Raw genomic sequence first — 21,608 nt, 5'->3', positions numbered from 1 at the left:
AGGTTTGCGTCAGGCATAGTAAGCTGCAGCCTTATCTCGTCGATGGTAAAGACTGGACGCGCGGGCCTAGCGACGCTTCTTGCGAGGCTCGGGATGCCCTTGCCAAAGCTTGGCCGCCGCAAACGAGGCCACGACGGCAATGACAGTGGTGCAGATGAGCGCCACGACCAAGACGGCCACCCAAACGGATTGTGAACCCTGGGCAACAACCGTGAGCTCGAAGCGCTCCATGGCTAATCCTCGAATTCTTCGCGCTCGCGCAGGGAGCGCGCGATCTCGCCTTGCGCGTTTTTTAGGAGGCTATCGTAGAGCTCATACACAGGCGAAAATTTCGAGAGCGTCGCCAAGATCTGCTCGGCGCTCTCCTTTGTTTCTACGTCTCGCGGGAACGGTTCGCCTGCCGTACCCTGCCTCATGCCGCCTACGGATGCCGAAAATAGAGCGGAGCCGACGTATTCGAGAGCTTTATCGCCAACGCGCTTTGCCCTGCTCATCAGTTTGAAGACAAAGTCCTTATGCGTGAAAACAAAGGTATGGGGAGCCTCTTCGAGAAGATTCGACATGATCTTGAAGCCTGCTTCATCCGCAGTTTCTGACCATCGCGCGAGAAATGCGACTACCTCTTCATCGAACTCGCCAAACGCGGCCTCGAACAGCTCACGGGCTCGATAATTGAAAAGAACGCGCTGGTCCTTTTCGTAGCGGGCATTGCTAATCCACTGCACCGTCTTGGCAAGCAGCGCGCCATAATTAGGTGCCTCGCGAAGCTTGAGCGGGACATGAACATAAGGACCATGGTTAGTCGGTCGATAGTTCCAGGAATTGGTCGAGACTGCCTTTTCAATCCGGGCGATAAGGAAGTCCAGCGTCAGATCCGGAAAACTCTTGGACGCATTGGACAGAAACACTTCAGTCCAATGCCCATCAAGCTTAGGAATGGCCATGAGCTTGTCGAAGAACAGCTTGACGTCTGCCTCGCTCAGAAGATGGAAGGGTAACTCCTCGCCGAAGCCAAAGAGGCAGAGAAGCTCATCTGCCAGCCGTGGCGTTGCGCCCACGTTCGTTCGGCGAGCGAGTCGCAATGCGTCCTCGGCGTTCGCCCGTGAGAGCGAACGCAGCGCATGGATGCCGGAGTAAACGGTCCATTCGTGTTCGGACGACAAGAGTTGCTCAAGCGCATCAGCCTCCTCAGGGCCATAGGCGCGCTGAGCGAGGCTTATGCCCTGGATTGCTCTGCCGACGCTCGCATGCAGATCCGGATTGGAACACCTTAACAGCTGCTGCATCTTGCTTCGCCCAGCACTCACATCCTTGAGCCACAATGTGAGCAACGCATCTCCTACAAAGCGTGCGGTCGGGGATACTGGATTTTGGAGCGCTTCGGCGATGGTAGCCTCAGGCAACGTCGGAGATGCCCTTAGCAAAGCGCCGTATAGAACATGAGGGGAGGCCGACGCGTTGGGGTTTGCAGCCCGAATGTGCTCCAGTTGCTCGGCGATGAATTGCCTTAGATCCTCTCCGAGGGCAAACTTTGCGATGAGTTCAGAAGCAAGCGACTTGAGATATTTATCCCATTCGGCTTCGTGGGTTTTTGGGTTGAACCTGCGGAACTCCATGCCGTATCCATCGCTTAGGGTCGCGAAGACGCGGTAGTCCAGCGAAGCTGTAAGGAGTTTCTTCAGCTTCTTGGCCGGCTTAGAGGTTGCTGTGTTGCTGTACTGGTCATGCCATGAGATCGCTTTAACAAGGCCCACCAGGACGAGGGGGTCATACGCATGCGAACGTACGGCTCGCTCAATCTCTCCCATGGTCTCGCAGAAGATTGCAGTCCACTCATCGTAAAGCGATTTATCGACCTTGGCGTTGAACATGCCTCTCGGATAATGCAGTGCGTGACCGAGCGCCTCCGCAGCCTTTGTCGCTACCCGAATATTTGGACTTCCCAAAAGAGCGATCGTGGTCGTGACTGCTCGCTTTCTGAGGGAAGCTACCGCCTTGGCGGCCACGGTGAACGGCTTGAAAGTGACCGTGTGATTTTTGCTTTCAGTCGTGTGGCCCTCGGTTTGAAAAATCGCCTTCAAAACATCGAGGGGGGTGTAATGTGCGTTCCATGCCGTCGGGTCGTCCGCGAGCTGCAGAGCGAATTCCACGATCTTCTCGTTGAAAATGAGTGGCTTATTCGGAGCGACTTCGCAAAGCTCTGCCAATGTGCGAATCGGATGATTGGGGTGCGAGTGTAATTCGCGCCTGTCATCCTTCCCCAACTCCCAAAGCGCCGAACACGCGCGCTCCAAATATGAGAGGTTGAAGGCCGCGTACTTGAATAATGTGGAGAGCTGGGACGTGAACTCGCCCCGCCTGATGAGGGCTTCGCCGAACTCGATTGCGCGGAGCGGCTGATAATAGGCCACCCCCTCAACCGCGCGAATATGCGGGTCCTGATAGTCCGAGCGTGGCTTGAGCTTACGCCAAACGCCATTCAGAAGGTCGCTGTTGCTCGCGTCGCCATTGGAGAGCCGCCAGTCCAGTTTTCCCAGGTTGAGAAGCAAGTTGTCGGCTAGCCTATCTCCAGCAAGGTCAAAAGCCGTCTCGGCATATCCAGTGGACTGACGCCCAACGCCGACGCAGGCGGCCTCGATCACGTAGTCGGCAAGGACGTCGGGCGACAGGCGATATTTTGCGCCGCGCTTGAACAAGACGCCGGCATCAATCAACAGTTTGAAGAGCCTGCTGGTATCGTGGGGCGCAATGCCTTCAAGCTCTTGGATGAGCTTAAGCAACTGCGGATCATCCAAATAGAAGGGCTGGAAGAGAGAGATGGCGCCAAGCAGCTTCTTGATGGGCTCGCCGTCTGACTTTTGTCCCAACTCGCCGGCAATGACATTTTCGAACCTGCCGAAGAGGGTAGAACGGAAGGCATCCTCATTTTTAGCCAGGTCAAACTGCTTCTTGTCTCGGGCTACGATTTGCGCGCCGACCACGGTAGCTAGCGGGCAGTCGTAAGTGAGGTTTGCGATGTCCTTTGCCGCCTCTAACGGCCCGTTCTCCTTCTTCAAGACCTGCTTGGCCAGCGTCTCGGCGTCTGTCTTGGACAGAGAAGCCAGTTTGACGTCGCGTACCATTTCGATGAGCGAGTAGTTGCTCGCCTGGGCCTTAAGATGATCGAGACCGTACGGCCTTAGCGCTAAAACAAGTTTGGTGTGGTCTGTGGTCGCCGCATGCTGGAATAGGATAGGGAGGTCGCTACGGTCATGGGCATCGTCCACGACGAGGAGCGAGGGCGTTTCGCCGAGCTCTTCTAGGCTACGCTTCGTAGCTTCAGCGGTGCGCGCAAGAAATCTTACACGCGTCCCCTTGTGAGAGGCTTCGTAGGTCTCGATGGCATCCTTCAATACGCGAGACTTGCCGCTTCCACCTGATCCGATCAGGAAGACGATCCGGGTCTTGTCTTCGTCAAGATAGTTGACGAGCTCTTGAAGCGGTTCAGTTCGTCCCACCAGCTTCCAGGTGTGGTTGAACAGGGCTGTCTCGCTCTGAAACGCCGCAAAGAACTCGGCGCTAGTTTCCCAAACGCCTTCCTCACTGATTCCGAGAAGCTCAAATCGGCGGCCTGCAAAGAAGGTGTCAACCAGGGCAAGTTGGTCGACCTTGTCCAAGGCTCTGATTTTCAGAGACAGGTCATCCTTATCCCACAGCGCCCAGCCCTTATGCATGGTAAGCGCTTCACGCGTCTGCGGGCTCGCCACGCGGCTAAGCACGAGAATCTTCTTATTGGCCTTGATGGTATGCTTGGCGATTGCTGCGTGTACCTTCTGTGGGCCGAACTCCTCGGTGCGCTTGCACTGGAAAGAGTATTTGGTCCCGTCCGGAAGGGTCATCAGCACATCGGTGCCGTCCTGCGTATGACCGCGGCCGCCTGCAAGGTGGATCTCCGCGTCGGGATGCATCCGCTGCACGAGATACGCGCACAGGCGCTCAAACGTTTCCGGGGAGAGGGCGTCGACAGGAAATGGTTTGTCAAAGCTCGCAACGACGGTCGGGACCGAGTACCCGGCAGCTTCCAAGAGCTCGTCGGGCTCGACACCCAAAGCCGTCGCGATTTGAGGAATCTGGCTTTCGCGCGGACGCGAAAGCCCTGCTTCCCAGCGGCTCACGGTCTGCTGCGTAGCCTCGAGCATGTTGGCGAAATCCGCCTGCCGTTCGATGCGGGCGGCCATGCGAAGCCGCGCGAGAAGCTGCCCGAACCTGGCGTATTTGGCTGACTGCTTAGAGGTGCGCGCCTTCTGCGTATTCATTCTCATACACATACAATGTGTTTGAGAAAAAATCAATCTGCGCTTCTGTAGCGCCGTTTAAGATGTTGTAAATGCGTAGTTATTTGTAAGCCGTCCGCTATGGCTCTCCAGATCGATCGGGGGCTTGATTCGTGGGTCAGCCGCTGACGCGTGGCCAGCTACCGCCGGCCTGTATGTCTGGATGGCGCGGTTCGCAATCTGAGACGCCGTACTCATCGCGAAGCCGATCAATTGCCACAAGTCCTTTCCGTCCCAATTCCTCGCTGGGCCCACCAAGGAGGCCATAGAGCTCTTTGCGAAGCTCTATCAAGGGCTGGGGATGAAGCGCGTAGGCGCCAGACCAAGTGCTCGACGGCTGCCGCTGCGTCGCGGCTTCCCGTATCGCATGGGCCAGCATGGCATCAAATGGTTGCCTTCGTTGTGCATAGGCGCGGACAATTGAAACGACGACGTCAGGTCCACCAACCTCCGCGAGAGCTAATTCCAGAAGCTTGTCGCTCTGGTCACCAAGATAGCGCGCTTTCGCTTCGGCTAGGACAGTAGGGGAGCCCTGCAGTTGGCTCGCCACCTTGAGCACAATATCTCGCCTATCTATGCCGCCCCGGGCCTTTCCAAACGTTCCGTCCTTCACCAAATCCAGCATCGAAAACAGAGCGCTTCCATTGTTGAGACGGAGGAAGGCGCCTACGAACGTATGTTCGCTGGCGATCCAAGGGCATTCCCTGGCCAGTCGGATCAGCGCTTCTTCTCCCTGCTGGCCCGGCGCGTTCCCAAACGCCGCAACAACGCCTTCCAACTGATGGGGATATTGGTATAGGGCTCCTATTTCTTGAAGGGCCGCAACGACGCTTAGCGGATTATCCGTGAACGCAAGAAGCGCCAGCCAACGTTCAATTTCCCAATGGTTGTTGTCGTGTAGTTTCCAACTTTGCGTCTTAGTACTTTCAATCCATGCGTCGATGCCGGCGCGGACCAGGCCGACCGGCAGGATTTGGCCGTCTATCGCCATCGCGCAGAACAAGTTCTGCTTTGCTGCTACTGGCAAGGGAAGATTGACGACCTTTTCGATGGTCTGTTCTCGATCTGCATAAGGCACACTGAGAACAACCACACTCATTTCAAGCGCTCTGCGCCTTTCGGCGTCAGTTTGACCGTTCTGGCAAATGCGCTCTATTGCGGCCATAATGGGAGATGCGCAGGCGCTCTCTACAATTTCAGTGCCTCGACGTGATCGTGCTTCTGCAACACCAGAATAATCCGGCCAACCTCTTATCGGTCGATCGGTCGTCTGCCGTCCCTCGCGTCGGTCAAAAATGGCCTTGAGGCTGCGGGCAGCTTCCGCGCCGAATTCCTCGTTGTCGAGATATCCGACAAGCATCTCTATCACCGCGTCGTCAGCGATCGTTACGAGTGCTTTTGCATACCAGTTGCTCCAGATCGTTCCGCGATCTTCTCCGGACGTCTTCCGCCGGATGTCTTCATCCAGCATGAGCTTTATGCTCTTAGACAAGCTTGGGGATGGCGTTCGACAAATGGCGATAGCCAGTTCGGCCAACTGAGCTCGTGTTGATCGCGGATCATTAACAAGAGCCGTAGCCCAGGAGCTGAGTAGCGCCGCCAATCTCTCATGTTGAGGTTCGGGCAGCACAAGCGAGCCACTTTGCGAGCCGTACTTTCCATGACTCCCAATCAGGTCCGCGAAGAAGTTGATCTCGCTCGGGTCGGACGTTTGCGGCAAGGCGAGCAAAGCGCCGACAAAGGCCTCGGCTTGGGTATTGGCAATACGTTGCTCGAATACCCGAATCTCATCATAGAGGACGCGATGCGTAGAGTATGACTGACCGACGAGTGCCTCGCGCTTCTTGCTTGCTATATCCAGAAGGGTTGCCACTTCCCCCGTATCGCACAAGGCGGCCGCCACTAGAGACGATCTATCCGTGCCATCAGCAATCGCAATGGCTAGAACAGCTGTATCTGATCGCGGTGATGCTCCATTGAGGTGCTCGTCGATGTGGAGCGGAAGCTGTTTCCCAGCTTTCAGCCAGGTGCGACAAGCGTCTGGGATCGCAGCGGGATATTTCTGGCGAATTTCGTAAAGTAGATGTGGGGAACGATCGTCCTTGCTGGCAAAATCGAGCGCTTCTAACGCCGTTTGGATTTCGGTAGGCTGAGCATCTTTTTGAATAAGGGAGTAGAGGTGCGCGATATCATCGGTAGATTCGGCGTCCATCTCCTCACGTTCCGCCTTAAGCCGCTCGCGAATGGCTGGGTCCGCGATTTCGCGATCGTATCCGTCCTTTGCAAGCTTTCGCCAAACCGCAGGGCCCGACGTTTGAAGCAAATCGGTTAGCAGAGCGTCCGCTCTCCTAAAGGCTAGCCCCTCAGCGACCGATCCTCGAACGGAATCACTTGCATCAAGTTTTGCCAAGCTTGCTGCGAGTTCAATTGTTTGAATGTCCCCCCGAAACACAAATTCGGATATGACCCTCAATCGAACATTTTCGTCCACCTCGGCAAACCGTCGGTCTACATTAGCACCCAAGACACCTGGGCGAATTCGGCGTACCGTGCTGAGGGCACGGAGGCTAACTTGATCATCGGAGCTTAGCAGCAGCGGCCAAATGAGGTCAGCAAACTCCGGTTTTCCAGTGTTGAGCATGAATTTTACGGCACGATCAACGTGCCCCGGACGATGCCAGCTCTGAACGAAAGCTTGAACAAATCCGGATGCCTCTCGCCAGACTGTGTCATTGGATCGATAAATCATTTCGGCGGAGAGCATTGGATCAACCGCGAGAGCCAACGAAATCACCTTTGCAACAGCGCTTGCCTGCGCTGACCGAGACAGTCGCTCGCACGCAAAAAGGATTGCTTCTTCCCAATGGCGTTGATCTAGAATCGACTGCCTTAGTGAGGTCGTTGCCGCGGTGTCACCTGATGCTGACGCAAGCATTGTCTTCTCGACAAAAGAAGACGCGTAGAATTCTTGAAATTGCTGGTGCTGAAACTCATATTGTTGCGGCTCGGTGCCCAGACGTATCAAAATATGATGCGTGACGAGTAAGCCCAGTACCTTTTGGGGATCTGCCGGCTGATGAAGCTGTTGTTGTGCGACGAGCTGCTTGTGCGTGCGCACAACAATAGCCCGGGCGTCCTCCTCAGTTAAAGACGTGGTGCCTTGCTCAGTTGCACCGTTTGACAGTTGGCGCATCACCTCGTCATGAAAGATTGCGCGCAGGGCCTCTGCCGTCTCTTGGTCGTTCTCGTGCTGGGCAATGAAAAGACGAAGAACCTCTTCTTTGGTCGTCGGCAATTTGCCGTCGGTGCTAAAGGAAACCAGAGCTGTCAGATAGAGCGGTATCTCTACTAACTCACGTAAGCCGGGAGTTCGTAGGGCGTGATCAACAATTTGAGCCCCCTCTGTGCCTTTTAAGGCTCGCGCGATCTCTAGCTGTTGATCTTGGCTAAGTGGCTGAATTTCAACGATCGGCCCATCCAAGGGCGGGAACACAGCTTGCTGGCGGGTGCTAGCAACAATATTCAAATCAGGAAAATTGCGCCGCAACTGCGTAAGTTGAACCTTCACCGCGTGGCGCGCAGTTTCGGAAAGCTCATTCCATCCGTCTAAGACGAGAATGAGTTTTCCGGCTCTGGCCAGAGTTTCCAGGTGGGTCGCTGTCGTTTTCTGAAATGAGGGGCGTTCGGCCACAGTCTTGAACAGCGGACCCAAGCCATGTGTAAGTTCATTTAGGGGAATGTAAACGGCGACGGACTGCTTCTCTCTGATCGCCGCTTCGGTCAATTGGATGAGGGTTGTAGTCTTTCCGGTCCCTGGGTTCGCTACTACGGTGACTTCGCTGAACCTTGAGATTATGTCCGCGAGGGAGTCTATCGCGAACGACGGACGAGCTGAATCTTGTCCGGCGACGCGAAGCGCTAGCCCAACAGGGTGAACTGGCCACCGTGCTCCGCGACGAAACGTTGCGATGTCTGCGGCGGCTTCTGCCAGGGCGATTGTAGAGAGTTCATCGACATCCGGCGCGGTCTCGATCGAAGTTCGCTTGGCAAGCTCGGCAATAATTGCGGCTACGATTGCCGCAGGAATGTCCGCCGTAGCGCCGCTTATATAGCCTTCGAGAGCTGCTAGTTCAGCCGTGTGTTTCCATTCTCTGAGCTTGGCTATCGTGTAAGTTTTCTCATCGCCATCGATCTTAGTGTGGTGCGTGCCACACATAAGAATGAGATTTGAGAAACCATGCCGCTCTTCGTCTGATTGGGCCGGATTGTAGCGGGCGCCTGTCGAGTTATCAGCTTCGATATGGCAGATTTCTGCCACGAACTCTGTGCCGCCTTCAGCAGATAATCGGGTAGGGCAATCTGGAAATGCACAACGGTTGCCTGACAAGGCAAACAACCGCTTCATCGTTGATTGCTTCACTCCCAATCGACTTCACCCCTTAAGCTGGTGCGGGCGGCCGGACTCGAACCGGCACAGGCCTTGCGGCCCCACGGATTTTCTTACCAATTCCGCCACGCCCGCATCGGCCCATCTATACGGCGCAATTCGCCTAAGGCCAAGAGAATCCAACAGTTTTCGCACATGGTTTGGGCAACCTAGCGCGGGGTTTCGAGCTCGCCTCGGCGGATTTCCGCCACTTCCTTCTTCGGCGGCTTCGTCTTCCTGACACTATTAGAGCTGGCATCCAGCACGCCCTTCAAGTGAGCGGTATGGTAATTCTCGATCATCTCAGCACTGGTGCGGCAGTTCGTGGTCAGCATGTAGATGTCGGCACCCTCCATCAGGGAAGCAAATGTAGGTGTGGCGCAGGCTGTAGAGCGTGCGCGGACGTCCCTCCTGGTCGTGCTTCAACCAAGCTCGACCAGGATCTTATTGAACATCGCATGGTGCGACTTGGGGAAGATCCTGTCGGTAGGCTGCGGCTTGTTGGTTTTCTCAAGCGCTCGACCCAGCCACCCGCAGCAGATTTGCTCGAAGTCGCAGGCAACATTATCTCGGCCGTGCTGAGAAGACACCCCTGGCTCCGAATGAATCGGACACTGCCGAAGACTCCGGTGAGTTACTGCGTGGGTCTGCAGACTGATAAGGAATTATGCGAAATGGAGTCAGTTCGCCAAATGATAAGGTTTGGTCGCAAAACGGAGTCAGTTCGCAGACTGATAAGGTTTCTAACAAAACGTTATCGGTGCCGAACTGGATTAAATTCGAGAATTACGTCAGTCCTACACGGGCAGAGGCGACTGTCGAACTGCATAACTGCCTCTGCGAAAAGGTTTAGAGATTTTCGGTGCGCGGAGAATCTTGCGCTGTGGCGGGTTCGACGTAAAGCGAAAAGCGTTCGGGAGAGTCCTTGCGGGCGTTACGTGTGAAGAACCTATGAATTGCTGCGAGCGGCCATAGATGCGCTTCGTATCTACGCCATAGCGCCGGCAAACCTTCCCTTAGCCAAGTTTCTGCTGCCGCAAGATAGAATGCGCCAAAAACGAACATTGCCCCACCCAGGTAGACACCGAAGTCCGAAGGTTTACCTGCAGCGAACTCTCCAAAAGTAATTCCCATTGTAACGCCACTAAAGCCCGCAAGAAACTTGATTAGGCTCCACACTGCGATTTGCTCGATATGCCATACGAACTTCGGTGGCGACGCTGACCCTGTCAACCCACTGAGGAAGTAGGTCAACAGCTGCGGAATGATGCCGATAGCGAAAAGGGAGCCAACCAGGATCAGCTCGTCGTTTACGTTCACAAGCCAACCGATCATAGCCCTGCATGTGCTGGCGTATTCGCCGCAAACCGCAATTACCTTGATTTGCTTTATTGTTGCAATGTACGCCAAGCCCGAAAATATCACGAAGAACAAGGAGAAGACGTACCAGATTGCGTAAATTTCGCGCGAGTGCGCATCTTTAAGCTGCCTGAGCGATAGATAGAGAGCAAAGGCAAGGATGGAGACGGAGATTAGCCTTGCGAAGATCTGCTCGTGTGATTCGATAGAATCTGCGACGTGAGAAAGAATGTCTGACATGTATGAAAGGCCCCAGCGCGTCCCGATAGAGATATTATGTGATTGCCTCTTGCTGTAAACGACTTCTCGCCGCAGGCTTAGCGGTGAGGGCTAGAGCGTGACGACGCTGAAAGCATGGAGATTTAAATGCATTCTTTTCCTGGCAACAAGCGGTATGTGACGTGCCAATAGAGCCGACCAGAAAGCTCCTCTGCTATACCATCAGCCTCCGCATAGCGGGCGATGGCTCTGATGCTTATCACTCATATGCGACGATCGCGAAAGAAGCGGACTAAATCGCAGCACAGGTATTAAGCGCGCGAAGCTTCTCTATCTGAAATCGCTGGCTGCAGCTCAACCTTCTAAATCTTTTTGTTGAAGGGATCGATTGGTCTTGGTGGCCTGGCAAGTGGTCATGTCTGGAAGTGCGGACTGCCCGTCCTCTCAAGAATAGAGTTACAAAAGGATCGAACGCCAAATCAGTGCATAAGCGCCCACATCCCGGGGCGTCTTTTTATGTAGTGCAACTAATTTCAGTTCGCCCCCCTTGCCTGGACTTTCAGTGCCGGCCCTCTTTCCCTTTTGGCTTCTCGGCGGCCTCATCATCCTCCGAGTGATTGAGGTCAGCCTCCGTCGGTACTAGCTGCTCTGCTAATTTCCGCACCTCGCTGGCACAATCGGTCTCGTAGCAAGTTCCGAGCACGGTTCCGCCAACGACGATGTTGAACACGGGCTTACCGTTCTTGGTAGCGATTTTGATAAGTTTGAGGACCGCATCCTGCGAATAAGCGGCAGTTGCGGGCAGAGCGGCGATAGCCAGCAATGATGTGATCAAAGCGAACTTGCGCATGGGCGGCTCCCAAATGTCTTAAATGAATCGTCTGATATTTAACGAAAGTACGCTCTAATGGAAGTGTAAACAGCTCAGGTTCCGCCTGTCGCAAGTGGGCGATGTCTTTTGCAAGTACCTAAGGGACAAGCCAATCTGCCAAAACGGATCCGAGGAGCTGCTCCGCGACGCTTTGAAGGTTGCATTCCCTTACGAGAAGCAAGCTTGCCAAGATTCCTACTGCTGTGCGTATAATGAGACGTGGCAAACGCAGGCCGCCCGTCTAACTACTGCCCTGCGTATGCAGATTGGGCCGCGAAGCTCTGTCGCCTTGGTGCGGCGGATGCAAAATCGCCGACTTCTTTCGAAAAGGATGAGCGCACCATCAACCGATGGAAGAGTGAGAATCCTGAATTTTGTCAGGCCCTAAACAGGCAATCTCGTATCCGATATGGATGTGGCCGACCGGCCGCATCAGCGCGCGCTTGGCTTCCAGTATCAATATAGGCCCAAGCTCACAAGCTCAAGACGGTCGAATGCAAGGTATAGCGGTTCAATCCGGGGCAAGTCGTTGGAAATGCGCTCATACGCCGTGGCCTACAGCGCCAAGATACAATGAAAAGCATCCTTCGCTTCAATCACGACGTTTCCAACCGGCAAGGGTTCGCTCTAGCTGAGGCTCTGCAGTTCGCGATGAGGGTCGAGGCCTACGATTGACTTTCTACTGGGTTCCATGCGGTACAGTGACCAAGTCCCACGAAGAAAGCCCCAGACGACTTATAAGGAAATCACACAAATGGAGTCAGTTCGCTGACTGATAAGGTTTGGTCGCAAAGCTTATCAGTCCGCTCTAACGGTCATCTCAGATTCGTCTGATCTGGTTCGCACTATTAGCTCAATTCTTCAATGAACGCTTGAGCCAAGCTTCGAATTGTGCGTGCTCGATCGGGGATCGCGGCCGATAAATGGTTTGCGGGTCCGGAAGCAAACGTCCCTTGAATGGCGTAGCGCTTACGTATTTTGTCAAGCGACCGTCAAGACCGTGTCCCCCAGAGCTGCACTCTGATGTATCTGATCTTCCGCGCACAGGCTATCGCAATCCTAGGGAGCGACTTGTTTTTTGGTCGAGGTCGAACTCGGAGAAGATGTTGAGCTGCGCGATCGCGTCGACACGCGCGACCGTTGCCGCCGGGGTCGACCAGATTCTTACCTTCGGTACGTTCTGCAGATGTGCCATCATTTTATTGCACGGCTACCACGGCGGCAGGTGCTGCGTAATGGGTTGGTGCTGGATGAAGGGGGCTACCTCCTAAGACTTTGAATGAGTAACTTGTTGTTCAATTGCTGCAGTACGACGTTTAGCTTCGCTTTCGTGTCGCTCCCAATCCCCGTTCTTCCCACATAGCGCTGTTCCGTACGGGCGGGACGCACGGTGATCGTCTTGACGGTGCGGATTGTTCTGTTCGGGTTGTCTGGATCTTGTTCATCAACCAGCTTTCGTCGGGTAACGGCCTTGATATGGAACGTCTGAAATATCTTTTCAAAGTCTCCAGGACCCATTTCAACCATGGCGATGTCGAGAGAGTTGGTCAGCTTTGCTTCATATGCGAAGCCGGCCTTTGCTGAGCCGCCGCTAAAGGCCCAGTTTGGTGTTACACCAGCACCCAGGGTTGTGAGGAAATCAAGCGTATAGCCGATTGACTTATCTTTGCCTATGAATGGCAACACTTGACCAAATTTTGAATTTTCTTCAGCTGCCAGTTGAACCTTGAGTTGATCTTCGAAGACTCGAACAATCCATTCGGCAAGGCCAAGATTTCCCTCAAGCAGGATGCCGACAGGGACATTCTTGCAGTCGTGAAGCGCAGCTTCTGCGAACGCTGTGTAGACATTGGAGAGAGCGGTGCGTTTGGCGTTCAGACTTGCGCCGGCAGTTATCTCTAGCGGGCCAAGACTACCGAACGGGCCAAGGGCCGAACCCGAGGGCGCTATCCCTCCAGTGGTATCCACTAACATCGACAATGTGACGGCTGCAGCCCATCTGCTGAGGTCTGGAAAGATGTGCTTACCAGATGAATCTACTCGACTGCCAAGCTCCTTGTAAGCCTTCCCAATTTCACATTTTACGCGAGTTTCGACGAGGGCTAACGAAACACCATCAGCTCGCTCAGTTGGCAAAGTCGCACAGCCTGCAATGCTGGCGCAGCAATAGGCTGCGGCTACAAATCGCCGAAACATAATCGTTGCCCCCAACGTACGCAGCTAGGTTCCCACAACTATTGGTAGCCTGCAAGCGACTTCTCGATTGGAGCCAGCGTCTTCAAAAACGTATAGAATGTCACCCCGCGGGTAGCGCGAGTCATGGACACTCTAGTAAGGGCCTATTCCGAATTTGAGTCTCTGAAACACGACGATGCTATCAAGGCTCTGACGTTCCATCCAACAGAAGCTCCTGTAGATCGACCTTTTCGACGGACGCTATGAAGCGAAATCGCCAACAGAAAATGTCAACTTGATCGGCCACCGTAAGGCTACAGCAATAGATAGGTCGGCATGCGACTCGATCGTTTCGGCGCAGCCGTCACCATCCGCCTTCTAGGACAATGGAGATCGCGGTCCTCTATGTCGATGTCCGTCTGTCTCCTGCGCCGCTGATTTATTTCCGCGGACACTTAGCGAGGTCATTAGGGCTAGACATGCAGGCCGCGATCCAATCTCGGTATGCGCTCACCCGCGTATAGACACCGTATTTATTTTGGACGCCGCATTTGTCTCCCCATCCAACGATGCCTATCTGAACAACATCGTCTTTCAAAGGATGATAGGTGAGGGGGCCACCGCTATCTCCTTGACAAGAATCTTTGTTGACTTCGCCGGCACAAATCATCCCGTCAGTGATGGCGTGATCGTAGCTTTGCGGGCGGTTGCAGGTCTCGCGACTCACGAATGGCACGTCTACCGAAAGTAGGCCGGCAACGGGCTTCCCGCCCACCTTTGTCGCGCCAAATCCCGATGCAGTCATCTCTTGGTTGGGTTGAGCAATGGTGGCCTCCAACGCGGTATCGATCAGCGATATCTGTTGCAACTGCGCATTCATTTCGAAGGGTTTGAAGACCTGAACTAGCGCCACATCGTTCACTGGATGAGGGCCGGCTACAAGGTTGGACTTATCCGTAGCGTACTTCGCGTGTACGATGATGCGCCTGACGCTGCGAGCTTGCGCGCTCTTTCCAAGGTCGGAAGTCCCCACAACAGCTCTCACATCGGTCGACTTTAAGTCCTCCATGCAATGGCCGGCCGTCAGGATCCAATCAGGCGCTATCAGAGATCCACCGCAGAAGTGAGCGTCAACGCCGCTCGGAACCCATGAAATCTGCAGCGAACTCTGCCATTTATGTGTGCCAGGTAAAACCGGATGGCCGCCAATGATCTTTTGCTCGGCACTCTGCAAATAGCGTCGGGCAGTCTCGATGTAAGGTGCCGAACCTTGGAGCTGATCCGCAGCTAGTTCGTCGCTGTAGGCAGGCGTCAGCAGCATAGTGCCGCACACGAGAGCAAGTGCGCCAAGCGCGCATGCGATCGAAGCGCGTCCGCGGAGGGAAATCATATCCGGCTTCATCGTTTAGCCTCCTGATTTACAGCTATCGTAATGCGAGCGGTATTGGCGACAGTTGTGCCTTCGCTCTGCTCAATAATCCCCCCGATGAGGGCGTTCGAAATACCAAGCCTCAACAGTTCGGAACGAATACGAGTGAGACGAAGTTGCGAAGACTGTGCGCCATATGCTTTATCGACATTAGTCGGTGGGCGAATGCGGACGCTTACACCTACGACATTTTTGGCGCCAATTTCTTCTACTGTCATTGCAAGTGAAGAAAAGTTCGGAGGTGACAGGATGTCACTGCTCCCGAACGTAACGTCGGAGACGCGCAGCTTCGCTGTGGCAAGGTTACGCAAATCCGGGATTGCCGCGTCTGGCACGTAAATTGTTTTGCCGTCCTGAAACGAACCTTCGATCCAGTTTTTTTTATCAATCCTTAGGAAATTGCTTGCTATGAAGCTGTCGCCTTTGTTTAGCGTTCTTAGTTTCGCGCCCGTCAGACTAGGCCGATCAAACGTATCTATTGTCGCTCTTGCTGTGATGTATGGTTTCGATTTAGGGGTCGCGTTCTCTCCATCAGACCGCTGCGTTCCGGAAAACTCCAAATTTCCGCTCAGCCCAGGGACCACCGTAGAGAGAGTCTCGCCCAATTTGTTTGCGTCGGTCGGGAAAGTGCGCGTACTAAGGACAGTTGAAAACTGGCCAGCATTCTCCACTGCGAGCGGATTTACTCGGCTTGTTGTCGTTCTTCTTGGCTGGCTTTGTCGATCTGCTAACCATTTCCGAGCCGCGGCGACAAAGCGGGATCCAGGAAGAAGTCGCACATAAAAATTCGCATCTCCTTCCGTACCGGCGGTCAAGATGGCTATCCAGCTGGCCTTCTCTTCATCCAAGACCTCCTGTGACGGAGCGGGATACAGCGCGCCGCTGTAAACACCACCTAGCTCAGGAGTTTGGTGGCCTTGAGTGGCCATCTGAACAGCTATCGTCGCCTGTCGGTGTGCATCGATGATTGGCTTGCCGGGTTGATCGACGTATTTAAGCCAGTAGCCGGTATACTTGCTATTCTGGTCTGGATCGGTACTGCCTTCAGATGAGTAACCTTCTTGAGCGGCAAAGAAGAGCAGTGATGAAGCTCCTTGCAACAAATCAACTTTTTTTTGGAGAGCGTCCGCCTTTGACATCGGAAACTTGGGCGCATCTCGGCAAGCATCAATCACGACGGTCGCCTGGCCGGCTCCCACGTGGTCGATCAGACTAACGATCTCCGATATGGACACATTCAAGTCTTCGGGATCAACCGGATCGCCACTGCCAGGCTGCTTAGGCGGATTAGCGTTGTCGACTGTCGACGGAACGATAAAATTTCTGCCTCTAAACCAAAATCCGTGGCCAGAGTAGTACACTAGGACTATTTCTCCTCGCTTGATTGAACTGAAGAAGAACTTGAGATCTGATCGCAAGACCTCAGCGTTCCTTTTTGCTTCGCTGCTGGCCAGCGTGACGGCGAATTTCAATGATTCCAGCTTTGCCTTCACGGTGGCCTCGTCCTTCACGGAGCTCGGCAACTTGTCCTCGTGCTCATAGTCCGAGATCGCTAGAACGTAAGCCTTCCGCGGTACGGGTTGTTCGAAAACGTAGTTCGGGATGAGGTCTTCCGCACTGCTCAAAGTGCAAAGGCACGCGAATGCGACCGAGAGCGCGCTTCTCGCGAAATATCTCATTTCAAATGCCTTAGTCGCTATCGTTAATATGAATCGTAACAGCGGCAGCCTAGGCGGTAAAACAACCGAGCGTCGTCGACCCGATGCGCAGGCGCTTCGAACTAGGTACGGCCATCTTCCACGCCGTCGTCTCTTGCCCGATTTCACCCTTAGCTTACGCGAATTTACTTAAAGTTGCAATCGTTTGAAATTGTGCGGCAAGCCGAACAGGTCGTGACAGCTATTCCGCCAGCAATACCCGTCAAAAGATTGCGTCCATCAGGTGCCCCTTCGATCAACCGCTTTGGCGTACGGTAGCAATAATGGACCAACCGGGACCGCTGCCCCATTGAGTTATCGTGCTCCTTACAACTTCGCTCGCGATGCCTGAGTGCTGATCCACTCTCAGTGCGCTGAAGTTATGTCTTGTCGGTACGGCAACTCCGTGCCTCTAAGCGGACCTTCGGCTGCCTTCCAGCACCTAGGAGGGCTACCGTTTCTAAACTGTCAGAGCAGGCGCAAACATCGCCGGATCAAAGAGAGCTGGCCCGCATCCAATCCATTCAAGTGTTGGCGCGCGGGAAGGGGCATGCTGGCGAAGATGCTTCCTGGAACGCCCCAGCGGGCCAAAGTGGCGGTTGACAACTACAGATTAGTAGACATGATCAGGGTGGCCCTTTTTAGGGAGGTTTTGATGACTGCTAAATGCAGAAATTTGCGACCTTTGTTTTTAAGCTGCCTGTTTTTTTTGAATGTGTTTGACGTATTGGCGGCGGAGCCAGATGAGCCAATCGCGTACATCGGGCACGGGGCGTTTTTCGACCACCAAGGTCGACAGATCAAGGTCACTCAAGATTTCATTGCGAATGCACAAGAATTCTATCGAAAGAAGCTTGCGTCATCCATGCCGGCTGAGAGAGCGGCTAGCATCGCGGAAAGCGAAAAAGCGCTGACGCAAGTGCCGGCCTCATCGCGTCAAAACCAGCTCCTACTTACGAACAGATTCCTTGTATCTCTGGTGCCCTATTCTAAGGACCCCGCCGCGGGACGTATCGGGAGTTTCCTGAACGCTTTAGACCAGTCGCTTAAGACCGAAGTACCGGAGGGCACTGACGTGCGAACGCCGACTCGGAGGTTCGTGCCGGATGTACAGGTCCGCGATTTGCTCCAGAAGCAAATGTCCTTGAATGCACCGTTCTCGCTGCCACGCCTTGGTCAGCCGCTCGTGAGTACACAAAAGAGCGGGCAGCAGTACATCGATGAGTGTCGAAGCAACGGGGTACCCATTCCCCCACCGGTCGGAAAGATGGATGCGGCGGGCACCGACGGCTGGAAAAGCCTAGGCTTCATCCCCAAGGAAACTCAGTTTATTGTTGGTACGCCTGCCGAACTGCGCGTCTACGCCAGTCCGGCGGGAATGTGCTTCGCCTTGCCGCGTTACGCAGACGATAGCAAGCAAACGGTCGCCCTCGATGGCGTTATTTGCTTAGGACAGACGACATCTAAGGTTTGTATCTGGGACAATCAGATGCCCGTCACCGATGGAACGGGCGTCACAGGGGGAGTTGGTTTCGAATTCGCAGCAGGTGAGCAGATTCCGATCGGCGTGCCAGACCTAAAGATTGATCCGAAAGGACGTTACCAAGGCGGCGGATTTGACCTTAATAATGGCACTGGCGGTGTTTGCACCACGTGTCACGCCGGCGAAAACCCATTCATCATCCACCCCAAAGCAGACTTGGGTGCGGGCGTGTTGATGGGTAAGCTCAACAGACCTCCCTTCAATTTTCCTACTTTTGCGGCGAACCGTTACGATCCATTTGTACCGCCGGCCTGGCCGCAGAATGCTGAATCCGAGACCTCAAACCGCGTTCCTTCGGCGTGTAGCAGCTGTCACGAGAAGGACGGGCCGGCGGGCCGTTTCCCGCAGCTGTCTTCGTCGACCGCTGAGTATTGTGGGGTTATCCTGCGGCAGGCTGTTGAGAAGACCATGCCTCCGAGCAGTCCTGGTTCGCTAAAGGACGATGCTGAAATCAAGAAATTCTTAGACCTTTGCCAGATCCCGCCGAATCCGGCGATGGCTGACGCAAGTCCCTAATCTGACAAACCGCACGTCTAATGGCGAGACACGCTGGTCGCCCGACTTTTTCCCACTGCCATGCTTCCAACCGGGCATGTTCCAGGATTCACCACCGGCTTCCGGTTCAGGTGCAAGTCCTTATGGAGGCTAACTGGCTGAAGCGCGAAAAGCTGCTCGATCCCAATGCGCCCACGCCCAATTGGATGTGAGGGGAGGTGCGCGCGCAGCATGCTTATTCGATCGGTAGTACCGAAAGTCGATTTGAATTGGAATGGATTCAGTTGTCGATTGATAAGGTTTCGAGCAAAGGCTTACAGCCTGCGACCTGATCGGCGTCTAACCCCACTCTCGCTGGTTCGGCGCGACCTCATCTTCCGCCGCGCCATTGGCTTGCAAAGCGATTGCGGACATGACATGGGCCAGCGGGATAAGATCTTCCCGCGACTAGCCATCCGAAACCGATGCACGCAGGCCGGAACTCATGCTATGGCAGTGCCCCCGTGGCCGCTCGATAACCCGCATGTCAGCAACGAGGAACAACCATTACGTACCACGATGGTATCAGGAGGGCTTCTTTGAGCCGGGCCGCAACACGCTCGCTTATTTGGACCTGACGCCGACACAGATCCTGCTTCCTGATGGCCGTACTAAGCCCCATAACTCGCTTGTCCATTGGCCAACGACCCGGTGTTTTCAGCAGCGCGACCTTTATTCAACTTTCTTTGGAACGTTGGTCAATGACGAGATCGAGCGCAACCTGTTCGGCGATATGGATGCCAAGGGTGCCCAGGCTGTCCGAGCGTTCATGCAAGCGGACATGAGCGAGTGGCATCGTCAATTCGAAGCCTTTTTTCGGTATGTCGATGTCCAGAAAATCCGCACGCCGAAAGGACTCGACTGGCTAAGGGCGCAATACCCGGCCCTGACGCAAAATGAGCTGATGCTCGAGATGCAAGGCATCCGAGCGATGCATTGCACGATCTGGGCCGAGGGCGTGCGCGAAATCGTCTCCGCCGAGGACTCTGAGACCAAGTTCATCATCAGCGACCATCCCGTGACGATCTTCAATCACGCGGTGCCACCGGAAGTCGGGCCCTGCGCGTATCCGCTCGACCCATCGATTACGCTAAAGGCGTCCCAGACACTCTTTCCGCTGTCGCGAGATTTCTGCATGATTTTCACAAATCTCGAATATGCGCAGGACCCTACGGCGGGCCCGCTTGAAAAGCGCACCTTCGCGCGCAACTACCGCAATTCGATGGTTCAGACCCACGCCTTTATCCGCGAGCGCAAGCTCGCGGCTCCTGACGTTGTGCGTGTCAACCGGATCATTCGCGCGCGGGCGCGCCGCTATATCGCCGCCGGTCGCAAGGAATGGCTTCATCCGGACCAGACCGAGGCGTGGGGTGACCTTCGGTATGTCTTGTTGCCGCCGAAAAACGAATTGTATCGCTATGGCGGTGAGATGTTCGCAAAGTTCAACGACGGCACGGTTTACTATCAAGACGCCTTCGGCCGGACGGAAAAACAGCACGAGATCTTGAAGAAGCCGCCGCCGGTGAGGCCACTGCGCCCCAAAGACCCATGCGGCTGCGGCTACGGGCGCAACTTTGCGGACTGTTGCGCGGGAAAGCCGCCCGAACTGCGGCCCAGCTGGACCGAGCGCAGCATCCGCGACCGCAACATGATGTTCTTCAACGCGCTGGAGAATGTGCTTGGGCTTGCCGAGGACAAGGACTGGACGACGGTCCGCCGCGAACTGACGGATGAGAAGATCAAGCTGATCTATCTCTTGTACGGGGATCTATGGCCGGAGGATACCGATCTCCTACAATTGCTGCCGAAGCCGGACGGCAGGCCGCGCGCGATCTATACCGGCCGCATTCATCCCGATGCCATCACGGACTACGCGCTCGGCGCATCGCTTTATTTTGGTGAATTGATTATCCAGCATCCGTTCACCAACCCGCGTATCATCAATCCCAAATACAGCCCAGTGCAAAATCCGAGCTCGTATCGGCTGGAGGTGCTGAAGGCGATCATCTTCTTCCTGACGGTCATTCCGCTCGTCGACCGTGGCCTGGTGCAATTGATCCCCGACCCTTGCGACTTCGACAGTCATTTGCGCAATCAGATGATGGCCATGGCCCACGCGCGTCATGACAACATTGATCCTCGTTTCTTCCAGGACGAGCGCACGATGGCGCTTATGAAAGCGGACACCGGCCGTAGCATTATGTCAATGTCACCCGCTCTTTTGCGGGCACAGCTGAGCAGGATGTATCCCAGTCAAACCGAAGAAGCGCTCGATTTCAAGCTGCAGCAGATGCTGGACGTGCAGCAGTATGACCGGTTGGCCGTTTTGCACCAGGAACCAAACGAGAGTGGAAAGGACAATGGAAGGCTTAACGCGATGAGGCTGCAGCCCAACTTCGAGATGGCGATGTATCTGGCGCAAGCGACCGGCGCCAGTATCATTACCGACAGCCCTGCGCGCTGGCAGGAAATGCGTTTCGCCGTGCGCCGACCGGCGCGCCCGCGCGAGATGGCGCTGCCCGAGCTTGCGCAGAATATTGGCGCGTCGACGTTCGCGTTTCCGCAACATCTCCCCGATATTTTCAAAACCGCGTCGGATAAGGCGTTTGCCGGTTATCAGCCGGTGATGCGCGACGCCTTCAAATACCTGACCAGACTAGGGGAGCGGGGGCCGAAACCGAACGTTGAGCAAGGCCTTGCCGGCCGCTTCGCCCGTACCCATGCGGCTGCGCAGGCTGTGCTGGAAAACATGCAGGCCGATGTGAAGAAAGCGCAAGTCCTTAGCATGTTTCCCGAGGGAGGGATCCAGGACAATACGGTCAATCGGCTGTTGTTGATGTCAAGTTCGGAGCACCATCTGCCGAACGTGCCGATGGCCTTCTACATCAATTCGCCGAGTGACAAGCTCGCCTCCCGGACTGACTGATCGTTCCTCGCCTCCCTGAAATACAGGGCCGCGGTAGTACCCGTTACCAACAATTCTCAGCATTGTCTGGTGTCCGGCCGAGCGCCTTGGCTTGTCACTGATAAGGAAATTACACA

The 21,608-nt window shown here is 54.9% G+C and carries 11 protein-coding genes and 1 tRNA gene; 2 read left to right on the top strand and 10 right to left on the bottom strand.

Annotation, left to right across the window (positions count from 1 at the left end; all coding sequences use genetic code 11):
* Window positions 1-66 precede the first annotated feature (66 nt).
* From V1294_RS31270 to V1294_RS31225, 10 genes are all read right to left on the bottom strand, one after another.
* Complete coding sequence (locus tag V1294_RS31270; RefSeq protein WP_334502618.1) at window positions 67-231, bottom strand: hypothetical protein; 165 nt, start codon at window positions 229-231, stop codon at window positions 67-69.
* A gap of 2 nt (window positions 232-233) precedes the next feature.
* Window positions 234-4,295, bottom strand: a complete 4,062-nt coding sequence (locus tag V1294_RS31265; protein ID WP_334502617.1) for a P-loop NTPase — start codon at window positions 4,293-4,295, stop codon at window positions 234-236.
* 136 nt (window positions 4,296-4,431) lie between these two features.
* Window positions 4,432-8,718: an NACHT domain-containing protein gene (locus V1294_RS31260; RefSeq protein WP_334502615.1), complete on the bottom strand. Its 4,287-nt coding sequence runs from the start codon at window positions 8,716-8,718 to the stop codon at window positions 4,432-4,434.
* A gap of 40 nt (window positions 8,719-8,758) precedes the next feature.
* A tRNA-OTHER gene (locus tag V1294_RS31255) sits at window positions 8,759-8,835 on the bottom strand.
* A gap of 74 nt (window positions 8,836-8,909) precedes the next feature.
* The gene (locus tag V1294_RS31250; protein WP_334502613.1) at window positions 8,910-9,074 is read right to left on the bottom strand and encodes a hypothetical protein; all 165 of its coding nucleotides are present in this window, start codon (window positions 9,072-9,074) and stop codon (window positions 8,910-8,912) included.
* Window positions 9,075-9,588: 514 nt separating this feature from the next.
* A complete protein-coding gene (locus V1294_RS31245) occupies window positions 9,589-10,338 on the bottom strand; it encodes a hypothetical protein (RefSeq protein WP_334502611.1) in 750 nt (249 codons plus the stop codon).
* Window positions 10,339-10,876: 538 nt separating this feature from the next.
* The gene (locus tag V1294_RS31240) at window positions 10,877-11,167 is read right to left on the bottom strand and encodes a hypothetical protein (RefSeq protein WP_334502610.1); all 291 of its coding nucleotides are present in this window, start codon (window positions 11,165-11,167) and stop codon (window positions 10,877-10,879) included.
* A 1,281-nt stretch (window positions 11,168-12,448) separates the two neighbouring features.
* Window positions 12,449-13,384: a hypothetical protein gene (locus V1294_RS31235; protein WP_334502609.1), complete on the bottom strand. Its 936-nt coding sequence runs from the start codon at window positions 13,382-13,384 to the stop codon at window positions 12,449-12,451.
* Window positions 13,385-13,802: 418 nt separating this feature from the next.
* Window positions 13,803-14,765 (bottom strand): serine protease, encoded by a 963-nt coding sequence (locus V1294_RS31230; RefSeq protein WP_334502608.1) that lies wholly within the window; start codon window positions 14,763-14,765, stop codon window positions 13,803-13,805.
* A complete protein-coding gene (locus tag V1294_RS31225; RefSeq protein WP_334502607.1) occupies window positions 14,762-16,471 on the bottom strand; it encodes a caspase family protein in 1,710 nt (569 codons plus the stop codon). The genes V1294_RS31230 and V1294_RS31225 overlap by 4 nt, the downstream gene beginning before the upstream one ends.
* 568 nt (window positions 16,472-17,039) lie before the next feature.
* On the opposite strand from V1294_RS31225, the gene V1294_RS31220 reads away from it, so the two are divergent.
* Both V1294_RS31220 and V1294_RS31215 read left to right on the top strand, forming a co-directional pair.
* Window positions 17,040-18,548, top strand: coding sequence for a hypothetical protein (locus tag V1294_RS31220; RefSeq protein WP_334502606.1), 1,509 nt, complete (start codon window positions 17,040-17,042; stop codon window positions 18,546-18,548).
* Window positions 18,549-19,050: 502 nt separating this feature from the next.
* Window positions 19,051-21,492 (top strand): DUF4238 domain-containing protein, encoded by a 2,442-nt coding sequence (locus tag V1294_RS31215; protein ID WP_334502603.1) that lies wholly within the window; start codon window positions 19,051-19,053, stop codon window positions 21,490-21,492.
* Window positions 21,493-21,608 lie beyond the last annotated feature (116 nt).

The sequence above is a fragment of the Bradyrhizobium sp. AZCC 1678 genome, assembly GCF_036924765.1.
Classification (GTDB): domain Bacteria; phylum Pseudomonadota; class Alphaproteobacteria; order Rhizobiales; family Xanthobacteraceae; genus Bradyrhizobium; species Bradyrhizobium algeriense.
The sequence above is the reverse complement of the archived record's forward strand: the minus strand, read 5'-3'. Positions and strand labels throughout refer to the sequence as shown.

Coding starts and splice junctions, on each gene's coding strand:
- V1294_RS31270 (WP_334502618.1), bottom strand. CDS start 231: ATGGAGCGCTTCGAGCTCACGGTTGTTGCCCAGGGTTCACAATCCGTT.
- V1294_RS31265 (WP_334502617.1), bottom strand. CDS start 4,295: ATGAATACGCAGAAGGCGCGCACCTCTAAGCAGTCAGCCAAATACGCC.
- V1294_RS31260 (WP_334502615.1), bottom strand. CDS start 8,718: ATGAAGCGGTTGTTTGCCTTGTCAGGCAACCGTTGTGCATTTCCAGAT.
- V1294_RS31250 (WP_334502613.1), bottom strand. CDS start 9,074: ATGCTGACCACGAACTGCCGCACCAGTGCTGAGATGATCGAGAATTAC.
- V1294_RS31245 (WP_334502611.1), bottom strand. CDS start 10,338: ATGTCAGACATTCTTTCTCACGTCGCAGATTCTATCGAATCACACGAG.
- V1294_RS31240 (WP_334502610.1), bottom strand. CDS start 11,167: ATGCGCAAGTTCGCTTTGATCACATCATTGCTGGCTATCGCCGCTCTG.
- V1294_RS31235 (WP_334502609.1), bottom strand. CDS start 13,384: ATGTTTCGGCGATTTGTAGCCGCAGCCTATTGCTGCGCCAGCATTGCA.
- V1294_RS31230 (WP_334502608.1), bottom strand. CDS start 14,765: ATGAAGCCGGATATGATTTCCCTCCGCGGACGCGCTTCGATCGCATGC.
- V1294_RS31225 (WP_334502607.1), bottom strand. CDS start 16,471: ATGAGATATTTCGCGAGAAGCGCGCTCTCGGTCGCATTCGCGTGCCTT.
- V1294_RS31220 (WP_334502606.1), top strand. CDS start 17,040: ATGCTGGCGAAGATGCTTCCTGGAACGCCCCAGCGGGCCAAAGTGGCG.
- V1294_RS31215 (WP_334502603.1), top strand. CDS start 19,051: ATGTCAGCAACGAGGAACAACCATTACGTACCACGATGGTATCAGGAG.